Source organism: Actinomycetota bacterium (genome assembly GCA_013152275.1).
Lineage (GTDB): Bacteria > Actinomycetota > Acidimicrobiia > Spongiisociales > UBA4744 > BMS3Bbin01.
The window spans coordinates 160,896-177,122 of sequence record JAADGS010000027.1 but is presented as its reverse complement, the minus strand read 5'-3'; the positions used below and the strand labels follow the sequence as shown (position 1 = coordinate 177,122).

The 16,227-nt window shown below is 63.5% G+C and carries 19 protein-coding genes; 15 read left to right on the top strand and 4 right to left on the bottom strand.

All coding sequences use genetic code 11. From position 1 onward, the window contains the following. The first annotated feature begins 14 nt into the window (after positions 1-14). Positions 15-1,430 (top strand): NADH-quinone oxidoreductase subunit N, encoded by a 1,416-nt coding sequence (locus GXP34_04645; GenBank protein ID NOY55258.1) that lies wholly within the window; start codon positions 15-17, stop codon positions 1,428-1,430. Positions 1,431-1,506: 76 nt separating this feature from the next. On the opposite strand, the gene GXP34_04640 is transcribed toward GXP34_04645, so the two are convergent. Continuing rightward, positions 1,507-2,682 (bottom strand): NAD(P)-binding protein, encoded by a 1,176-nt coding sequence (locus tag GXP34_04640; protein NOY55257.1) that lies wholly within the window; start codon positions 2,680-2,682, stop codon positions 1,507-1,509. A 463-nt stretch (positions 2,683-3,145) separates the two neighbouring features. Further along, complete coding sequence (locus tag GXP34_04635; GenBank protein ID NOY55256.1) at positions 3,146-4,009, bottom strand: prolipoprotein diacylglyceryl transferase; 864 nt, start codon at positions 4,007-4,009, stop codon at positions 3,146-3,148. Positions 4,010-4,135: 126 nt separating this feature from the next. Here GXP34_04635 and GXP34_04630 point away from each other — a divergent pair, with 126 nt between their 5' ends. The 6 genes from GXP34_04630 (at position 4,136) to GXP34_04605 (ending at position 8,221) form a co-directional block, all read left to right on the top strand. Then, positions 4,136-4,519: a DUF302 domain-containing protein gene (locus GXP34_04630; protein ID NOY55255.1), complete on the top strand. Its 384-nt coding sequence runs from the start codon at positions 4,136-4,138 to the stop codon at positions 4,517-4,519. After that, positions 4,516-5,160, top strand: coding sequence for a methyltransferase domain-containing protein (locus GXP34_04625; GenBank protein ID NOY55254.1), 645 nt, complete (start codon positions 4,516-4,518; stop codon positions 5,158-5,160). Before GXP34_04630 ends, GXP34_04625 begins: the two co-directional genes overlap by 4 nt. A 49-nt stretch (positions 5,161-5,209) precedes the next feature. Continuing rightward, positions 5,210-5,845: a hypothetical protein gene (locus tag GXP34_04620; GenBank protein ID NOY55253.1), complete on the top strand. Its 636-nt coding sequence runs from the start codon at positions 5,210-5,212 to the stop codon at positions 5,843-5,845. 105 nt (positions 5,846-5,950) lie between these two features. Continuing rightward, positions 5,951-6,127 (top strand): hypothetical protein, encoded by a 177-nt coding sequence (locus GXP34_04615; protein ID NOY55252.1) that lies wholly within the window; start codon positions 5,951-5,953, stop codon positions 6,125-6,127. Between the two features lie 364 nt (positions 6,128-6,491). Then, a complete protein-coding gene (locus GXP34_04610) occupies positions 6,492-7,418 on the top strand; it encodes an ABC transporter ATP-binding protein (protein NOY55251.1) in 927 nt (308 codons plus the stop codon). After that, positions 7,415-8,221 (top strand): ABC transporter permease, encoded by an 807-nt coding sequence (locus GXP34_04605; protein NOY55250.1) that lies wholly within the window; start codon positions 7,415-7,417, stop codon positions 8,219-8,221. The genes GXP34_04610 and GXP34_04605 overlap by 4 nt, the downstream gene beginning before the upstream one ends. 194 nt (positions 8,222-8,415) lie before the next feature. Here GXP34_04605 and GXP34_04600 read toward each other — a convergent pair whose 3' ends face one another. Then, the gene (locus tag GXP34_04600) at positions 8,416-9,189 is read right to left on the bottom strand and encodes a hypothetical protein (protein ID NOY55249.1); all 774 of its coding nucleotides are present in this window, start codon (positions 9,187-9,189) and stop codon (positions 8,416-8,418) included. A gap of 154 nt (positions 9,190-9,343) precedes the next feature. On the opposite strand from GXP34_04600, the gene GXP34_04595 reads away from it, so the two are divergent. The 7 genes from GXP34_04595 (at position 9,344) to GXP34_04565 (ending at position 15,203) form a co-directional block, all read left to right on the top strand. Further along, entirely contained in the window at positions 9,344-9,568 is a 225-nt protein-coding gene (locus GXP34_04595; GenBank protein ID NOY55248.1) for an SHOCT domain-containing protein, read from the top strand. A gap of 218 nt (positions 9,569-9,786) precedes the next feature. Further along, on the top strand, positions 9,787-10,101 hold the full coding sequence (locus GXP34_04590; protein ID NOY55247.1) for a winged helix-turn-helix transcriptional regulator: 315 nt from the start codon (positions 9,787-9,789) through the stop codon (positions 10,099-10,101). 79 nt (positions 10,102-10,180) lie between these two features. After that, a complete protein-coding gene (gene arsB / locus GXP34_04585; protein NOY55246.1) occupies positions 10,181-11,269 on the top strand; it encodes an ACR3 family arsenite efflux transporter in 1,089 nt (362 codons plus the stop codon). Positions 11,270-11,645: 376 nt separating this feature from the next. Then, positions 11,646-12,212, top strand: coding sequence for a molybdopterin-guanine dinucleotide biosynthesis protein B (gene mobB, locus GXP34_04580; protein NOY55245.1), 567 nt, complete (start codon positions 11,646-11,648; stop codon positions 12,210-12,212). Continuing rightward, the gene (gene phnD, locus GXP34_04575; GenBank protein ID NOY55244.1) at positions 12,209-13,129 is read left to right on the top strand and encodes a phosphate/phosphite/phosphonate ABC transporter substrate-binding protein; all 921 of its coding nucleotides are present in this window, start codon (positions 12,209-12,211) and stop codon (positions 13,127-13,129) included. The genes mobB and phnD overlap by 4 nt, the downstream gene beginning before the upstream one ends. After that, a complete protein-coding gene (locus GXP34_04570; protein NOY55243.1) occupies positions 13,126-14,550 on the top strand; it encodes a HAMP domain-containing protein in 1,425 nt (474 codons plus the stop codon). The genes phnD and GXP34_04570 overlap by 4 nt, the downstream gene beginning before the upstream one ends. Then, on the top strand, positions 14,547-15,203 hold the full coding sequence (locus GXP34_04565; protein NOY55242.1) for a response regulator transcription factor: 657 nt from the start codon (positions 14,547-14,549) through the stop codon (positions 15,201-15,203). Before GXP34_04570 ends, GXP34_04565 begins: the two co-directional genes overlap by 4 nt. A gap of 37 nt (positions 15,204-15,240) precedes the next feature. On the opposite strand, the gene GXP34_04560 is transcribed toward GXP34_04565, so the two are convergent. After that, on the bottom strand, positions 15,241-15,480 hold the full coding sequence (locus GXP34_04560) for a hypothetical protein (protein ID NOY55241.1): 240 nt from the start codon (positions 15,478-15,480) through the stop codon (positions 15,241-15,243). A gap of 18 nt (positions 15,481-15,498) precedes the next feature. Here GXP34_04560 and GXP34_04555 point away from each other — a divergent pair, with 18 nt between their 5' ends. Then, on the top strand, positions 15,499-16,215 hold the full coding sequence (locus GXP34_04555) for a 4Fe-4S dicluster domain-containing protein (protein NOY55240.1): 717 nt from the start codon (positions 15,499-15,501) through the stop codon (positions 16,213-16,215). Positions 16,216-16,227 lie beyond the last annotated feature (12 nt).

Here is a 16,227-nt window from a genome sequence, read left to right as displayed (position 1 = left end):
ACATGAGTGCCCAGATGGTGCGCTTCCTCGGGGACGTCCTCCCCGAGCTGACGCTCGCTCTGGGGGCGATAGCGATCATCTTCGTCGCCCTTTTCACTCCGCGCCGGTTCCAGGCGTGGATCGGCGCGTTTGCCGTCGCCATACTCGCCGCGGCCGGTTTCTTCGCCGGCCAGGACCTGGCGGGGCCTTCTCGCCTCACGTTCTTCGACACGCTCGCCATCGACGGGGTTGGCCGGTGGGCCACCCTCGTACTGATCGTCGTGACGATCTTCACCGTGGCCCTCTCGGTCGAATGGTTCAGGTCGGACGCCCGCCACGGCGAGTACTACGCGATCCTGCTGTTTGGGACTCTTGGTGCAGTGCTCCTGGCGGGCGCGTCCAGTCTCATGGAGTTCATCGTGGCCATGCTGCTCTCGTCGGTGACCGGGTTCACACTGGCTGCGTTTCACCGGCGATCGAGAAACTCCTCCGAGGCCGGGATGAAGTACTTCCTCCTTGGAGCGCTCGCCAACGGCACGGCGCTGTATGGTGTCGGATTCCTGTTCGGGCTCGGCGGAACCACCACGCTGACCGGACTGCGCACCGGCCTCGTCGGTGCAGATCCACTCGCCCTCATCGTCGGCTTCGGTCTCGTCATGATCGGCGTGGCCTTCAAGTTGGGTGCCGTCCCGGTTCACCCGTGGGTGCCGGACGTTGCAGAGGGCGCGCCGGCTCCCGTGGCTCCGTTCCTGATGATCGTCGGCAAGGTCGGCGCGTTCGTGTTCCTGGCTCGCCTGGTCATGGTGATCCCCGATACCGCGCTCGGGTGGCGACCGCTGACGGCGATCCTGGCGGCGGCCACGATGACCCTGGGAAACCTCGCGGCCCTCTGGCAAACCGATGTGCGAAGGCTGCTGGGTTGGTCGGCAGTCTCACAGGCGGGATACGGGCTCCTGGCCATCGTCGCACTCGGCCGCAGTGATCTGGCGATCCCTTCCCTGCTCATGTTCCTGGTCGCCTACGCCCTCGCGACGCTCGCAGTATTCGGTGTGGTCGTCCAACTTCGCGGCCTCACCGACCGTGAATCGTATCGGGGACTTGCAGGCCCACACCCCTGGCTCGCCGCAGCTTTGGCGATCGGATTCCTCTCCTTCGTGGGAATACCGCCTCTCGGCGGTTTCGCGGCGAAACTGCTACTCATGGGAGCCGTGATCGACGCCGGTTACACGTGGCTCGCCGTCGTCACCGTGATCAACTCGGTGATCTCGCTCTTCTACTACCTGCGCATCATCGCTCCCGCCTACGTCGACAAGCACCTCGCAGCACAGCCTGTCTTGGATTGGCGTTCGGGCGCCACGGTCGTGGTCACCGCCGCAGGCGTCATCCTCGTCGGCGTGATAGCTCAACCACTCATCGGAGCCTGGCAGCTCGTCCACCTGCTCCCGGGTTGACATCCCGTCCGAACGGGTTGTTGCCCGAATGGACGATCATTGCGTGACGCCGGATCAGCGGCATACAAGACCCTCTTCAGATCGTGTCTCCGTCGCTCGGCGCAGACAAGATGGCACCCGGTGTAGATCGGTCGGCCGTCTCCGGCATGCTTCGTCTTGCCTTGCCGTTCACCTCCCGGTCCGGCGTGAACCGGCGCAGCCTCGACCGTCCGGCATACGCAATCGTGGACTTCACCCAATTCGGCTTCCAATGACGTCTCAGCCGTTCCCGCAGCATGCTCGATGAAGCGACTTGTCGCACCAAGACGGGGATGATGGCTTGGGGGATATGTTCAAAGAACAGACGATTGGCGAAGCCCGAACGCCGCTGGAGCTCGAAACGCCTGGATGCTTCCACGGCATAGTCGAATCCTTCGAGGAGGGAACGGGCCGCGAGCCAACCCGATTCCATCGCGTACCAGAGGCCAAACCCCCACTCCGGATCCTGGAGCCCTGCTGCCTCGCCGGCATAGAGTTGACCCACGGTATCGCTGAACACCGCTCGAGAGAACACCGTCCCGTACCCCGAGAACGGCCGTGCACCGGTGAGGTCGAGCCCCGGAACGAGCCGTTGGAATACCTCGACGGCGGTTCTTCGGACCTCGGCAGCCCGGTCGACGTCGGCGAAGAGACACGTTGCCAGCGTCGCGCGCCCGTCCCAGACCAGCAAGTAGGCATACGCCGCCGGCGCCACCTCCTCGGCGAAGACACAATGCGCCTGATCCGGGAGATCGGTCTGGAACAAGTAGCCCGTGGCGACGGCGTGCGCATACTGCGGCCCTGCGGAGACGATGGCTCCGCGTATCGGATGCCGAACGGGCGAATTGAACCGAACCTCCACACCGGCCCGTTGCACCTGGGCCAGGAGCGAGGTGTCGAGCGAACCCGACCCTGGTCCCCTGGACAGCAGATAGAAGAGCGGCTCGGCGGTACGAGCGATGGTTGGTCGGAGCTTGTGGTCATAGACGCTGACGGCATGGAACGGACGGAGACGAAACGTCGATTCGACCCCGAGCCGTGCCAGGCGTTCGAGCCCGTCCAGTCGCTGCGACCAGTTCTCCAAACCCTGAAAGTCGCCCTTGAAACGATGACCCACCCTGTCGGCCTTCTCCAACACACGTACCCTCTTGCCGGCGCGGGCAAGGGTCAGGGCGGCAACGAGTCCGGCGGGTCCGGCACCGACGATCGTGTACTCGGGATCCTGGGCGTTCATGTGTTCCCCTCCTCGAGGCAATCTGCCGACCACGCCTGCGAACTGCTCGACATCCCGGCAGAGCCCTGATCGGGTTACGTCGTTCTCCGCTCACGGGACGACGGTCTCCCGGGATGGAGAGCACCACGATCACGGCGATCACGGCCGGAAGATCGAACGGTGCGACGGCTCACCGTGCCGAGCACCGCCAAACGTACACCCTCCAGTCGAATGGAATGTCAAGTGGCGATGTCGACGCGCACCGGCGCGAGTCGACATGGAAGGGTCCTCGATGGAGACCCGTGCACGGCCGACTCGATCAGATCTCCCCGGAATCCGAACCGGCGTCCACGATCGAGAAATGCTCGGTCTGCGTTCGGGCCGGCTCGCTGGACCCCGGTCCCGGCCTCCGGGAGTCCCAACCGCCGCACATGGAGGAACCTGCCGACCGGACGTGCATGGAGCCCCCTCGGCTCGCGATAGCTCAGACGGCCGTATACACCTCGTCCTGCTCGGCGCCGACCACAGGCATCCGCCGCCGCAGAACCCACAGCAAGATCAGGCCGGCCAGACCGGCACCGAGACCGGTCACCTGACTCCACGTGACCCCACCGATCATCTGGTCGATGTTGGGTCCACCCGCCCGTGTGAAATCGACGAAGAATCGCTGCAATCCATACCATGCCATCCACAAGGCGAAGAGCTGTCCATAGTGCCGGGTCTGCCAGCGCCTACCGAGCCACAGCAGCACGCCGAGGAGCGCCAGCGCCCCGAGCAGATCGTAGAGCGCGGTGGGGTGATAAACACCGCAGATGCCATCGACGGCCTGCGACGTCGTGCACTCGAGTGCGTTGTGCTGCGGTGCGAGATCATATCCGGGCTTCACCGCATAGCCGAGAAAGAACGACGTGCGCCTCCCAAGGTGTTCCACGATCGCCAGATCCCCGAGCCGACCGATCACGGTTCCCAGGGCAAGACCGGGAGCCGCCATGTCGATGACCGGCAGGAAGGGCAAAGAGAGCATCCTCATCCTGATCCAACCGGCGAGGATGCCGCCTGTCATACCGCCGAGGATCGACATCGAAGCGAAGAGATCGTGGAATCCGAATCCAGGATTGAACAGGCGCGCCGGCACGGTCAGCAGCGGCGCACCGATCAACGCTCCCACCAAGGCCCACGTCAGCACCGATTGCAGTCGCTCCGTGTCGAACCCGCGCCGTCGGGCGATCCGCAACAGCAGCCATGCGCCGGCGAGAAACCCGAGCCCGGCGGCGAGCCCGTGCAGCGACAGCTTCAACGGACCCAACTCGAAAATGGGAATCGGGCGGTAGCTGATCAATCCGAACATGGTGCCATTCTCCTGAGACCGGAAACTTGCACCCCACCCGGGGTGGGGTAGGGTAAACAGCACACTACCCCACGACGACGGCTACCTGCCGCAGGAGGTTTTCCCATGGAAAAGCAGGGTTACGAAATGAGCATCACCAAGGACACCGACATCGCATCCGCGGAGGAGGAAACCCGTGCCGCGCTGACGGCACAGGGCTTCGGCGTTCTCACCGAGATCGACGTGGCGGCGACACTCGAGGCAAAGTTGGGAGTCACCACACCGCCTTACAAGATCTTGGGAGCCTGTAATCCGCATCTTGCGCATCAGGCACTGAACATCGAACCGGCCATCGGCCTCTTGCTGCCGTGCAACGTGACGTTGCGCGCCACCGAGGACGGGTCTACACGGATCTCTGCCGTCGACCCCGCCGCCATGCTCTCCGTCAGCGAGAGCTCCGACATTCAGCCGATCGCCGACGAAGCCCGGTCGCGCCTCGTCGCCGTACTCACGGCCCTGGAAGACGCATGACCGGACAGGGCCCCGTCGAGAGCCAAGCCGAGATCACCCGGCGCTACGACCGGATAGCCCCTCTCTACGACCTGTATGACGCGCCGATGGAACGGCTGGGAACGCTACGAAGGCGGCGGCGCCTCGTGTCTCAGGCGCGGGGAACCACCCTCGAGGTGGGTGTCGGCACCGGCAAGAACCTGGAGCACTATCCCCAAGACGTCCAGCTTGTCGGCATCGATGTGTCCGAAGGCATGTTGAAGCGAGCCAGGCGACGTGCCAAACGAATCTCGGCGCCCGTCGATCTCGACCTCGCCGACATTCAGCAAGCTCCCTTCGCCGATGACAGCTTCGACACGGCAGTGGCGACCACGGTGTTCTGTTCCGTCGCGGATCCTGTGGCAGGTCTACGCGAGGTGGCTCGAGTCGTGAAGCCCGGCGGCCGGGTTCTGCTCCTCGAGCATGTGCGACCCCGCAACGCACTCCTCGCACGTCTCTTCGATGCGTTGAACCCCATCACACGAAACGTGTTCGGATTCAACATCAATCGGCCGACCGAAGACAACGTGGTGGCTGCCGGCCTGGAACTCGAAGACGTACGACGGGAAGGCGTCTGGCGAGAGATCGTCGCCACCGTGCCACAAGACAGGACAGAACCATGAGCGGCCCAGTCGACTCCCCGTCGAACTACCATCGAATCGAGATGCCATCATGAGAAGGATGTTCTCCTTCCGTTCCCCCATCGTCATCGTCGTACTGCTCTACCTCGCGTTCAGGGCGCTTGACTCTCGCGGCACCGATCTGTCATCGACATTGCTGCTTCTCGGCGTACTGACGGTCGTCGCCCTCCTGGCTGCCGCAGCCATCTCCTGGTGGAATGGGCAACAGAATCGGCGCTCTCGAACGACCCGCCTGGAAGAGACGAAAAGGGAACTTCGCCGCCGACTGGACAACGTGGCCAACGACATCCTTCGCTTGGAAGAACGGATCAAGACCTCGAATGACGACGCGGCGCTCGCCTATTTCCGTGATGCGTCCGTCGCCTATGCCGGCATCCTGAAGGACCTCGACAAGACGGATGACGCGAACGAGCTGCGCCGTTTGGCCACTCGGCTGGATACTGCGATCTGGAACCTGGAGGCGGCCGACGCGTCCACCGCCGGACGGCCGATCCCGCCGAGACCCCGCCAGACACCCGCACCGTCGCGGCCCGGCGAGGATGCGGAACGGGCCGGCCAAGCCGGCATCACCGGCAAGATCGACGCCGTCACCGACCTCATCACCACACGCGACACCGCCTCCAGGCGTAGGTCCGGCGGGCATCGCTCCCGCCGCCGACACTGCTGACACCGCTCTCGAAACGCGGACGGGCCGGCACGGTCTCATGTCCGTCCGGGCGCCGGCGACACGACCGCCCGGACCTTCGACGTCATCGGCGGGAACAACCCGACGATGACCAGAAATGATATCGATGCCGCCGGAACCTTCTCTCTCGGCGGCGACGGGTACCCGATCGCCCTCGGCGACGAAGGCGAACGGCTCGTCGACAATGGGACGGATGCGATGTGGACTCTGCAATCCACACGGCTGAAAGGGCCACGTCGTCCTCCGGTATCAAGCGGGTGGTGACAAGGGACTCGCGACTCGAGCGGACAGCCTTCGATCGTCGCGCCACTACCACTCGACAGATCCACGCCTCGAAGCATTTCGCGGACGCACCCGCCGGGCGCCTGTGGGTCCGCCCACGGCAACATTCGACGCCGTCTCCAGACTGCATCTTCGACGAAGAGGAGCGACCGGGCCAGGAAGGAACTGAACGTGTTTCCAGGCCTGAACTGCCGAAGCGGGACCTCGGATCGTATCGGTATGATGTTCGGATGAGCGCTTCGGTCGACACCCAAGAAGCCCCCCACCTCGTACGGGAGGAGTCTCCCTCGAGCACGTTTCACCTTGCCGGCATTGCCCGCAACGGAACCGTCGAAGGATGCGTGCGGTGACGATGCCGGTGATCGAAGTCACCGACTTCCGCAAGACGTACGGCGGGTTCGTTGCCGTCGACGGCATTTCTTTCGATGTACAACAGGGTGAGATCTTCGGTCTACTCGGCCCGAATGGCGCGGGCAAGACGAGCACGTTGGAGAGCCTCGAAGGATTGCGTGCTCCCGACGGTGGCTCCTTGCGGGTGGCGGGGATCGATCCGGCACGCGAGCCCCGCAAGCTGCAAAGTCTGATCGGAGTGCAGCTGCAGTCGTCTGGACTTCCCGACAGCATCACCGTCGACGAGTCGATGAAGCTCTTCTGTGCCTATCGTGGCGTGCCGCCTCGGCTCGATCTGCTGAAGCGGCTCGGCCTGAGCGACAAGCGCGACGCCCAATACCACAGCCTGTCGGCAGGACAGCAGCGACGTCTGGTTCTCGTACTCGCCATCGCTCACGACCCGAACGTGCTGTTCTTGGACGAGCCGACAGCCGGGCTCGATGTGCCGTCCCGAGTCGAGCTGCACAATCTGATGAACGAGCTGCGCACCGCCGGCACGACGATCATCCTGGCCACCCACGACATGGCCGAGGCGGAAGAGATGTCCGATCGTGTCGCCATCTTGATGGGAGGGCGCATCGCCACGGTCGGTACGCCCAGAGAGATCACCGCCACGGGCGCGGGGCTGACGAAGATCAGCGTACGCACTCAGGGCACCGGTCTGTCCGGGGCCTCTGTCACCTTCCCGGCGGTGAGCCGGACGGCGCAGGAAGGGGACTACTCGATCTTCTTCAGCACCGACATCGGTCCCACCGTGGCGGCGATCATCGCTCATGTGGAGGACACCAACGATTCTCTGATCGATCTGCGAGTCGAACGCCCCTCACTGGAGGATAGGTTCCTGGAGATTGCCGACGCCGCGAACACCCAAGGAGGGCGATGAACGCGTTCGCCATCCACTTCTCGTACGATTTCCGCACCGGCATCCGCAACAAGTCGCTGCTCATGATGAACTATCTGTTCCCACTGAGCTTCTTCCTGATGATGGGGCTCATCCTGCCCGGCCTCAACCCCTATTTCCTCCAGGCCATGATGCCCGCGATGGTCGTGTTCGCGATACTCACCGCCACGCTGATGGGATTGCCCCAACCCCTGGTCGATGCTCGCGAAGCAGGCGTGTTTCGCAGCTACAAGATCAACGGGGTTCCTTCCTCGTCCATCCTGGCCATCCCGGCGCTCACGACCACCCTTCACCTGGTGATCGCTGCGACGATCATCACCGTCGGCGCTCCCCTGCTCTTTGGTGCTCCCTCGCCCGTGAACTGGGGTGGATACGCCCTCACGTTCCTTGCCGCCACCCTCTCCTCCGCCGGCATCAGCGTGCTGATCGGAGTCGTGTCCCCCAACTCACGCGCACAGATGCTGTGGTCCCAACTCGTCTTCCTCCCCTCGATACTGCTGGGAGGAATGATGATCCCCTACGCCGAATTGCCGGAGGCTGCCGGGAGGTTCGCCCGGCTGCTTCCTGCCACCCACGCCATGAACGCGTTCAATGCCTTGGCGATGGGAGAGGCTGCAGACTTCAGCGCATGGGGGTCGATCATCGCCCTGGCGCTCAGCGGGATCCTGGGCTTCGCGTTGGCGGTCTACTTGTTCACCTGGGACAGTCACAACACGCGACGGCGCGGTCACCCGACCCTGGCGCTACTCGTGCTCGTGCCGTTTGTCTTGATGATGCTGCTCTGAGGCCCCTCCGGCCCTCTGAGCAGCCGTGGGTGCCGATCGCGCCACGTGGTATCCGGTACTTCGCATCGAGACCTCGAGTCGATGCAAGACCGCGAATGGATGGAGTGGCCGTCGGCGGACTACGACGAAGTCGAGGGAAAGAGCTGCAACGGCTTTGCGTCGGGGCGATCCGCCGTCGAGCGCTCGGCGCGCCTTCAGCCCGCAAGGGTGGGCAACATCGAAGCGCCGCCGAGTAGGAATATCGTTCCGAGGACCAGGCTGAAGAGCGCAATGACGCCGCCGGTCAGTCGGTATGCCCAACGAGAGCGGGTCGCGCCGAGAAAGCCGACCGAGGCGCCAACGGCGATCAGCGTGTTGGCCACAATCAGCCCCACGACGAAAACCACCAGCACGCCCATCCCGAGACCTTTTCCACCCACGCCCGTTGCACCGAGGAAGATCACCACCTGGGTGGGTGTCTCGGCCCCCACCCCATGGAGCATGCCAACACCCAGCGACGTCTTGGCTCCATAGGTCGCAAATGGATCCTGGTCCGATGCTTCGGGACCGGGCCGATGGCCTCGAAGGCGTCGGATCCCGGAACGCACCCCGGAGAACAGAAGCATCCAACGACTCCGCATCCGGAAACGGTCACCGTGACGGACCAGTGCCACGAGGACCCACACTCCCAGGACGACGAGTGTGGCCCCGACGACCCTGCCCATGAGCGATTCCAGACCTGCCGGCATCTCGAAGTCGGCCACGATCAGAGCGGCACCGATGGCCAGCACGACAGCCGCGTGCCCGATCGCATAGAGCGTCGAAAACCACAGCGAGGACCGCACCGTCTCCTGTGTGCTCGTGATATCCGAGATGGCGGCGATGTGATCCCAGTCGATGCCATGCCGCAATCCAAGGAAGAAAGCCGATATGAGAAGGGCCACGCCGACGGGGGAAACCGTGCGGATCGTGGCAATGAGTTCCGGCACGGCCCTTCTCCTATCGAAGTCTCTCGAACAGCAGCTTATTGCAAATTCGTTGCAAGAAGGCGTCACCCGTTGCAGAAGCTTTACACGGGCATGCGTAGACCGTTCATCTTCCTCTGATGTACTGACCGCATCAACAGGTAAGGAGAACACCATGATGTGGTCATTTGGAGGATGGTTCGGAGCTCTTTGGATGGTCTTGTTCTGGGGAGCGATCCTCTGGGGAATCGTCTGGATTGCTCGGAGTGCCGGCTCGAGGCCGGAGCAGGTGACAACCTCTCGCGACCGCGCCCTCGACATCCTCGAGGCAAGATTCGCCCGAGGGGAGATCGATGCGCTCGAACTCGAAGAGAGACGGAGCGACCTGCTCACAGGACGGTAGACCCCCGAACACGCCCGGCGTTCGGGGTGATCTGGCCCGGCGACCTCCGGTCACGCCCCACCGCCGGGCACTCTCAGCCACACGATGCCGATCGGTGAACGCCGACCGGCATCGTCGCGTCCGCATCTGGTGACGATCGCCCATGATGCCGACAATGAAGGGCACGACGGTTCTTCACCTGGACTTGCCTCCCTCGTCCCATTTGGTACAGTCCAAGCATGAACGTCTCAACAACTCTTGATACAAGACGTTTTGAACAGAGTGCCGAGTTGCTCGGAGCGCTCGCCGACCCGACCCGGCTGGCCATCCTCGATCTCCTCTCGGAGACGCCGAAGTGCGTGTGTGAGATCGGCGACATCGTCGCGATCGCCCAGAACCTGCTCTCCTACCACCTGAAGGTCCTCAGGGAAGCCGGCCTCATCGTCGGCAAGAAGCGTGGCCGATGGATCGACTACTCGATCGCCCCCGAAGCCTGGGAGAGGCTCGATCGCGCACTTCCCCGCGAATACCGCATGTCGGAGATCGCCCGATGACCGCCGGTGCCGAAACACTCAACGGCACGGCACCCAAGATCGAGTCTCTCGTGGATCACCTCCGAAGGGGTGGAGCATGATGTCGTCGCCGCATACCCGGGTCAAGGCGATAGAGGAGTCGGTCGTCGAACGCCTCTCGCTACTCGACCGATTCCTGCCCATCTGGATCGGCCTCGCCATGGCCCTGGGCCTCGGCCTCGGGAGGGCCGTCCCTACGCTCAACGACTGGCTCGACGCAGTCAAGATCGACACCGTCTCATTGCCGATAGCGCTCGGCTTGTTGGCGATGATGTACCCGGTGCTTGCCAAGGTGCGGTACTCGCGTATCGGCGAGATCGCCACGGACCGCACGCTGATAGTCACCTCTCTGGTCCTGAACTGGATCGTCGGACCCGCACTCATGTTTGCCCTCGCGTGGCTGCTGCTCCCCGACCTTCCCGCCTACCGCACCGGGCTCATCCTCGTCGGTCTGGCCAGGTGTATCGCAATGGTGCTCATCTGGAACGACCTTGCGTCCGGACACCGTGAGGCCGCTGCGGTTCTCGTTGCTCTCAACTCACTGTTTCAGATCGTCGCGTACGCAGTTCTCGGCTACTTCTATCTCACCGTGCTGCCGGGATGGCTCGGCCTGGAGACGCACACGGTCTCGATCTCGATATGGGCAATCGCCAAGTCGGTACTCATCTTCCTCGGCGTCCCCCTGGTCGCAGGGTGGCTGACCCGACTGTGGGGTGAGCGATCCAAGGGCGTCGAGTGGTATGAGGGAAGGTTCTTGCCGAGGATCGGTCCGATCGCCCTTTGGGGTCTGCTGTTCACGGTCGTGCTGCTATTCGCCCTCCAAGGCGACGCGATCACCTCACAACCCTTCGATGTCGCCCGCATCGCCCTGCCACTCATCGCATACTTCGCCATCATGTGGAGCGTCTCCTTCGCTCTCGGCCTGCGCCTACGACTCTCCTACCCGAAGAACGTGACGCTGTCGTTCACGGCCGCCGGGAACAACTTCGAACTGGCCATAGCCGTCACCATCGGCATCTTCGGCATCTCCTCGGGTGAGGCCCTCGCCGGCGTCGTCGGACCTCTGATCGAAGTCCCCGTCCTCGTCGGTCTCGTGTACGTCGCTCTGTGGGCTCGCCGGCGTTTCTACCCGACCGAAGCGCAACGATGAGCGGACCGGGTCTCACGCCCGATCTGCTGCGTCGGCGCCCCACTGTCGGCCGCTTGGATGCAAGAGCCGGCCGCCTTACGAAGTTGGACATCGCCATCGGCGCACCGGTCGAAGGCACGGTGCGTCCCGAGGACCGAAAGGTCCCGGATGCCGGAGCGGACATCTCCGAGATACGCCACGTTGCACCAGGTGCGATCAGGACCGCGAGGTCCCCCGCCGTGATCGCCGCCCCCGCCTGGATAGACGAGGCTCTGAAGGGGGCCGATCCGACACGTCGGCAAATGGGCATCACCGTCCCGGACGTGTCTCCGACAGGACCTCGCTCACACAGGGGTATGATCCCGCCATCACGACCCACGGGAGGAGACGGAACGTCATGTCCCGCCGACGTAGCACGGGTGCCGGGTTCGAACGATCTCGAGTGAAGGAACTCGGGCGAGTCACACCGGTCGTCTCGGTCGTCGCGAAGTCCGGCACCGGCAAGACCACCCTCCTCGAGAAGCTCCTTCCGGAACTCGAATCCAGAGGAGTCAGGGTCGGCGTGTTGAAGCATCACAGCCATCTCTCCTCCTTCGATGTCCCCGGAAAGGACACGCACCGACTCGCAGAAGCAGGAGCGGAGGTCGTTGTCGGCGCCAGCCCGGTACAAGTGGCCGTCTTTCGCAGACAGGCAGGGTCGACCGACCTGGACGCGGTCATCGCAGCGCATCTCTCCGACATGGATCTGGTCCTCACCGAAGGCTACAAACGCGGCGCCTATCCCAAGATCGAGGTACACCGTTCGGCCCGCAGCGGCGAACTCCTCTGCAACCCGGACGAGCTGCTGGCTCTGGTCACCGATCACACGTGGGACCTGCCGGTGCCTCAATTCGGCCTCGACGACGCCTCCGGACTCGCCGACTTCCTCGTCGGCCATCTCGGGAACAACGGACGCGAGACGTGAGAACTTGCAGCGTCACCCGGGTCGTCGTGCTCTCCTTGCTCCTCGGTGCGTGCACCGCGAGCCGGACTGCCGCCCTGCCGTACGTCGACTTTTCCCACCGATCCCCGGTCCCCGTCGCCGCGTCCACCGCGATCAAACCGCTGCGTGTCGCCGTCGCCGCGATCCTGTCGCCCGAAGGCACCATCGACAGTTACGGGGCCCTGGCAAGCTACCTCGCAGAGAGGTTGGGTCGACCGGTCGAGATCGTCCAACGCCGGACCTACCAGGAGATCAATGATCTTCTCAAGTCCGGCGATGTCGAAGTCGGATTCGTGTGCACGAGCGCCTATGTCGCCGGTCACGATCAGTTCGGCCTTCGCCTTCTCGTTGCCCCCCAGATCGACGACCAGACGATCTACTACTCCGAACTCATCGTTCCCTACGACAGCACGGCGGAGTCCATGAGCGATCTCCGTGGAGTCGTCTTCGCCTTCACCGATCCGATCAGCACGACGGGACGTATCTATCCAACGTACCTCGTCGAACAACTCGGAGAGACACCAGAGACGTTCTTCGCTCGAACATTCTTCACCTACAGCCACGATCGGGCCATCAAAGCCGTGGCAGACGGAGTCGCCGATGCGGCCGCCGTCGACAGCCTCGTCCTCGACTATGCGCTGAAGAGGAATCCGAACCTCGCCCTGCAGATCAAGGTGATCAACCGATCGCCTGCATTCACCATCCCCCCCGTGGTCGTATCTCCGGACGTCACGCCACGCCAGGCAGCCGAACTCAGGGATCTTCTTCTCTCGATCTCGACGGATCCGACAGGCACACCGGTCCTGGCCACGCTGGGCATCGACGGCTTTGTCTCCGTCGACGACGGCGCCTATGACGGCGTACGCGCCGTCATCGACGCGGTCGAGCAGACGCCATGATCACCAACCCCGGCGACTCGTCGAACCTCGAACGATACGCAGGTCAGACGAAACAGCTCCTGGGCGCCGTCAGCGTCAGAACCAAGATTCTCGGCATCGTCCTTGCCCTCACCACCGTTCTCGGCCTCGGAATCACGTGGCAGGTCAGAGCCGTCCTCCACCAGGTTCTGATCGGTGAACTGGACAGCCGGGGCCAGTCCGTGGCCAGCGACATCGCGGGGCGCAGCGCCGATCCACTCCTCCTGGACGACACACTCTCACTGCACGATCTCCTCACCGACACGGTCGCCAATCACCCGGACGCCCTCTACGCCTACGTGGTCGATCCGAGCGGCAACGTCGTGGCCCACACGTTCGGAGCCGACGGATTCCCAACGCAACTTCTCGGTATTCATCCCGGTGACGATGGCGAGATCATCTACGGGAGCAGTGAAGGCACCGTGCACGAGTACTCGGCACCCATCTTCGACGGTCGCGCCGGCACGGCTCGCGTGGGGCTCTCCGAAAAGCGGCTGCAGAATGTCATCAATGCGATAACCGGCCAGATGTTGCTCACCACGCTGGTCGTCGCCCTCGCCGGCATCGCTGCCGCCATCTTCCTCACCTGGATCCTCACTCGTCCGATCCTCGACCTCGTACACACGACCAAGAAAGTCGGTGCGGGAGATCTCGCTGCGCGGGCCCGACGCTGGGCGAAAGACGAGATCGGCGTGCTGGCAGACGCGTTCAACCACATGGTCGATGACCTCCAAGAGAGCCAGGCAACCATCAACGAGAAGGAAGCGGCCAGGACACGCCTGCTCGAACAGCTCATCACCGCCCAGGAAGAGGAGCGAAAGAGGATCGCTCGAGAACTCCATGACGGTGTAGGCCAGGCCCTCAACTCACTGACCCTGGGGATCTCGGCGCTGACACTGGCCACCGGCGCGGAAGACCTCAATGCCAGAGCCTCGAAACTGCGAGCGATCACCGACGAGACGCTCCAGACCGTGCGACAACTCGGACGGGACCTGCGTCCGAGCGTCCTCGACGATCTGGGGCTCGCCGAGGCACTTCGCAATTACGCCGCCGACTTCGAGAACATCTATCCCGAGTTCGCCGTGGACACCCACTTCGACCTCGCCACCCGTCTTCACTCGACCGTGGAGATCGCGCTGTACCGTATGGTGCAAGAAAGCATGACCAACGCAGCCCGCCACAGCCGGGGAAGAACGATCAGTGTCCTCGTCACACAAAGGAACGGCTTGGTCCAGGCGATCATCGAGGACGACGGCGTCGGGTTCGATGTCGATGCCATGCGACGCTCCGGCACAAGTGTCGGCATCCACAGCATCATCGAACGCGCCGACCTTCTCGGGGGACGCGTACGCTTCGAAAGTGGAAGCGGAGGAACTTCCGTGTACATCGAAGTCCCCTCATGAGCCCGATTCGAATCGTCCTCGCCGACGACCATGCAGTACTTCGCGCCGGACTGAAATCACTCCTCGACGCTGAAGCCGACCTTGAGGTCGTCGGAGAAGCCGGTGATGGCGCGATCTGTGTCGATCTCGTCGCCCACCTCAAACCGGATGTCGTCGTGATGGACATCAACATGCCCGTGTGCAGCGGCCTCGAAGCACTCCCGATGATCCGTGAACGAGCTCCCGACTGCAAGGTGCTCGTACTCACCATGTACGACGACCCCGGATACCTGCGGACGATTCTCGAGTCTGGCGGCGCCGGTTTCCTCCTCAAACAGTCTGCTGCAGAGGAACTCCTCACCGCCATCCGAGCCGTCCACGAAGGTGGTGTGTACGTCAGCCCCCGCCACACCAAGCTGCTACTCGAAGACACCCTCGACACGCCACAGGAGCCGACCGACCAGAAGCATGAGCGCTACAACTCGCTCAGCGAGCGAGAGGCCGAGATCTTCGAGCTTACGGCGCTCGGCCACTCGAACACCGAGATCGCCGACATGCTGTACCTCAGTGTCAAAACCGTCGAAACCTACAAAGCGCGCATGATGCGCAAACTCGACCTCCACAGCCGAGCCTCCCTCGTGCGACTCGCCCTGGAACTCGGGGTCCTTCAATAGGCGGTTCCTGAGTGCTGCTCCGTCGAGCACCCCTCTGTCACAGGGCCCGTGCGGCCCTGACTTCGAGTGCCCGCCGTATCGTGGGGTCTTCGAGTACATGCGGTGCATCCCACCACAGCTGGTGGTTCCCGCCCATGACCTCGAAGGCCGCCTCCTCTGCCATGTAGGGGATCTCCCCGACACCGGGCCCCGCGACAAACAGGACCCCACGGACACGAATCAGGGATTCTCCCGCTACCAACGACCGGCGTTGGATGATGCAATGCCCCCGGGCCATGCGAGAGGAGAATGTTGCATGCCTGACTTGCTCCAACAAGAGAACGTGCTCATCCGAATGCGAATGGACATCGAACGGGCGCTTCAGAAACCCGTCGACCAACGCCACTGGGTGATGGTGATCGATCTGCGCAAGTGCGTCGGTTGTCACGCGTGCACCATCAGCTGCGTCGCCGAGAACAAGCTTCCGCCCGGCGTCGTCTACCGTCCCGTGTTGGACACGGAAATCGGCACGTTCCCCAACGTAACCCGACGGTTCTTGCCACGACCGTGCATGCAGTGCGGAGAGCCACCTTGCGTCGAGGTGTGCCCGGTGGGCGCAACATGGAAACGCGACGACGGCATCATCGAGATCGACTACGACCAGTGCATCGGATGCCGGTACTGCATCACCGCCTGCCCCTACTCCGCCAGAACTTTCGATACAGGACACACCTACACCGAAGGCTCTCCACGCCAGATGGAGTACGAGCTCCTACCGAACCACGAGTACGGCAAGGAATGGCCGCGTGACGGTGGGTCACCCGAAGGCAATGCGCGAAAGTGCACGTTCTGCCTCCACCGGCTGGAGCAGGGCCTGCTGCCCGCCTGTGTAACGACGTGCATCGGCGCCGCGAACTACTTCGGTGACATCAACGATCCGGACTCCCTCGTCGCCGAGATGGCCGCCCGGCCTGACGTCATCCGGCTCAAGGAAGAGCTCGGCACGAAACCATCCGTCTATTACGTGGTGTGAGAGGAGGTGTGA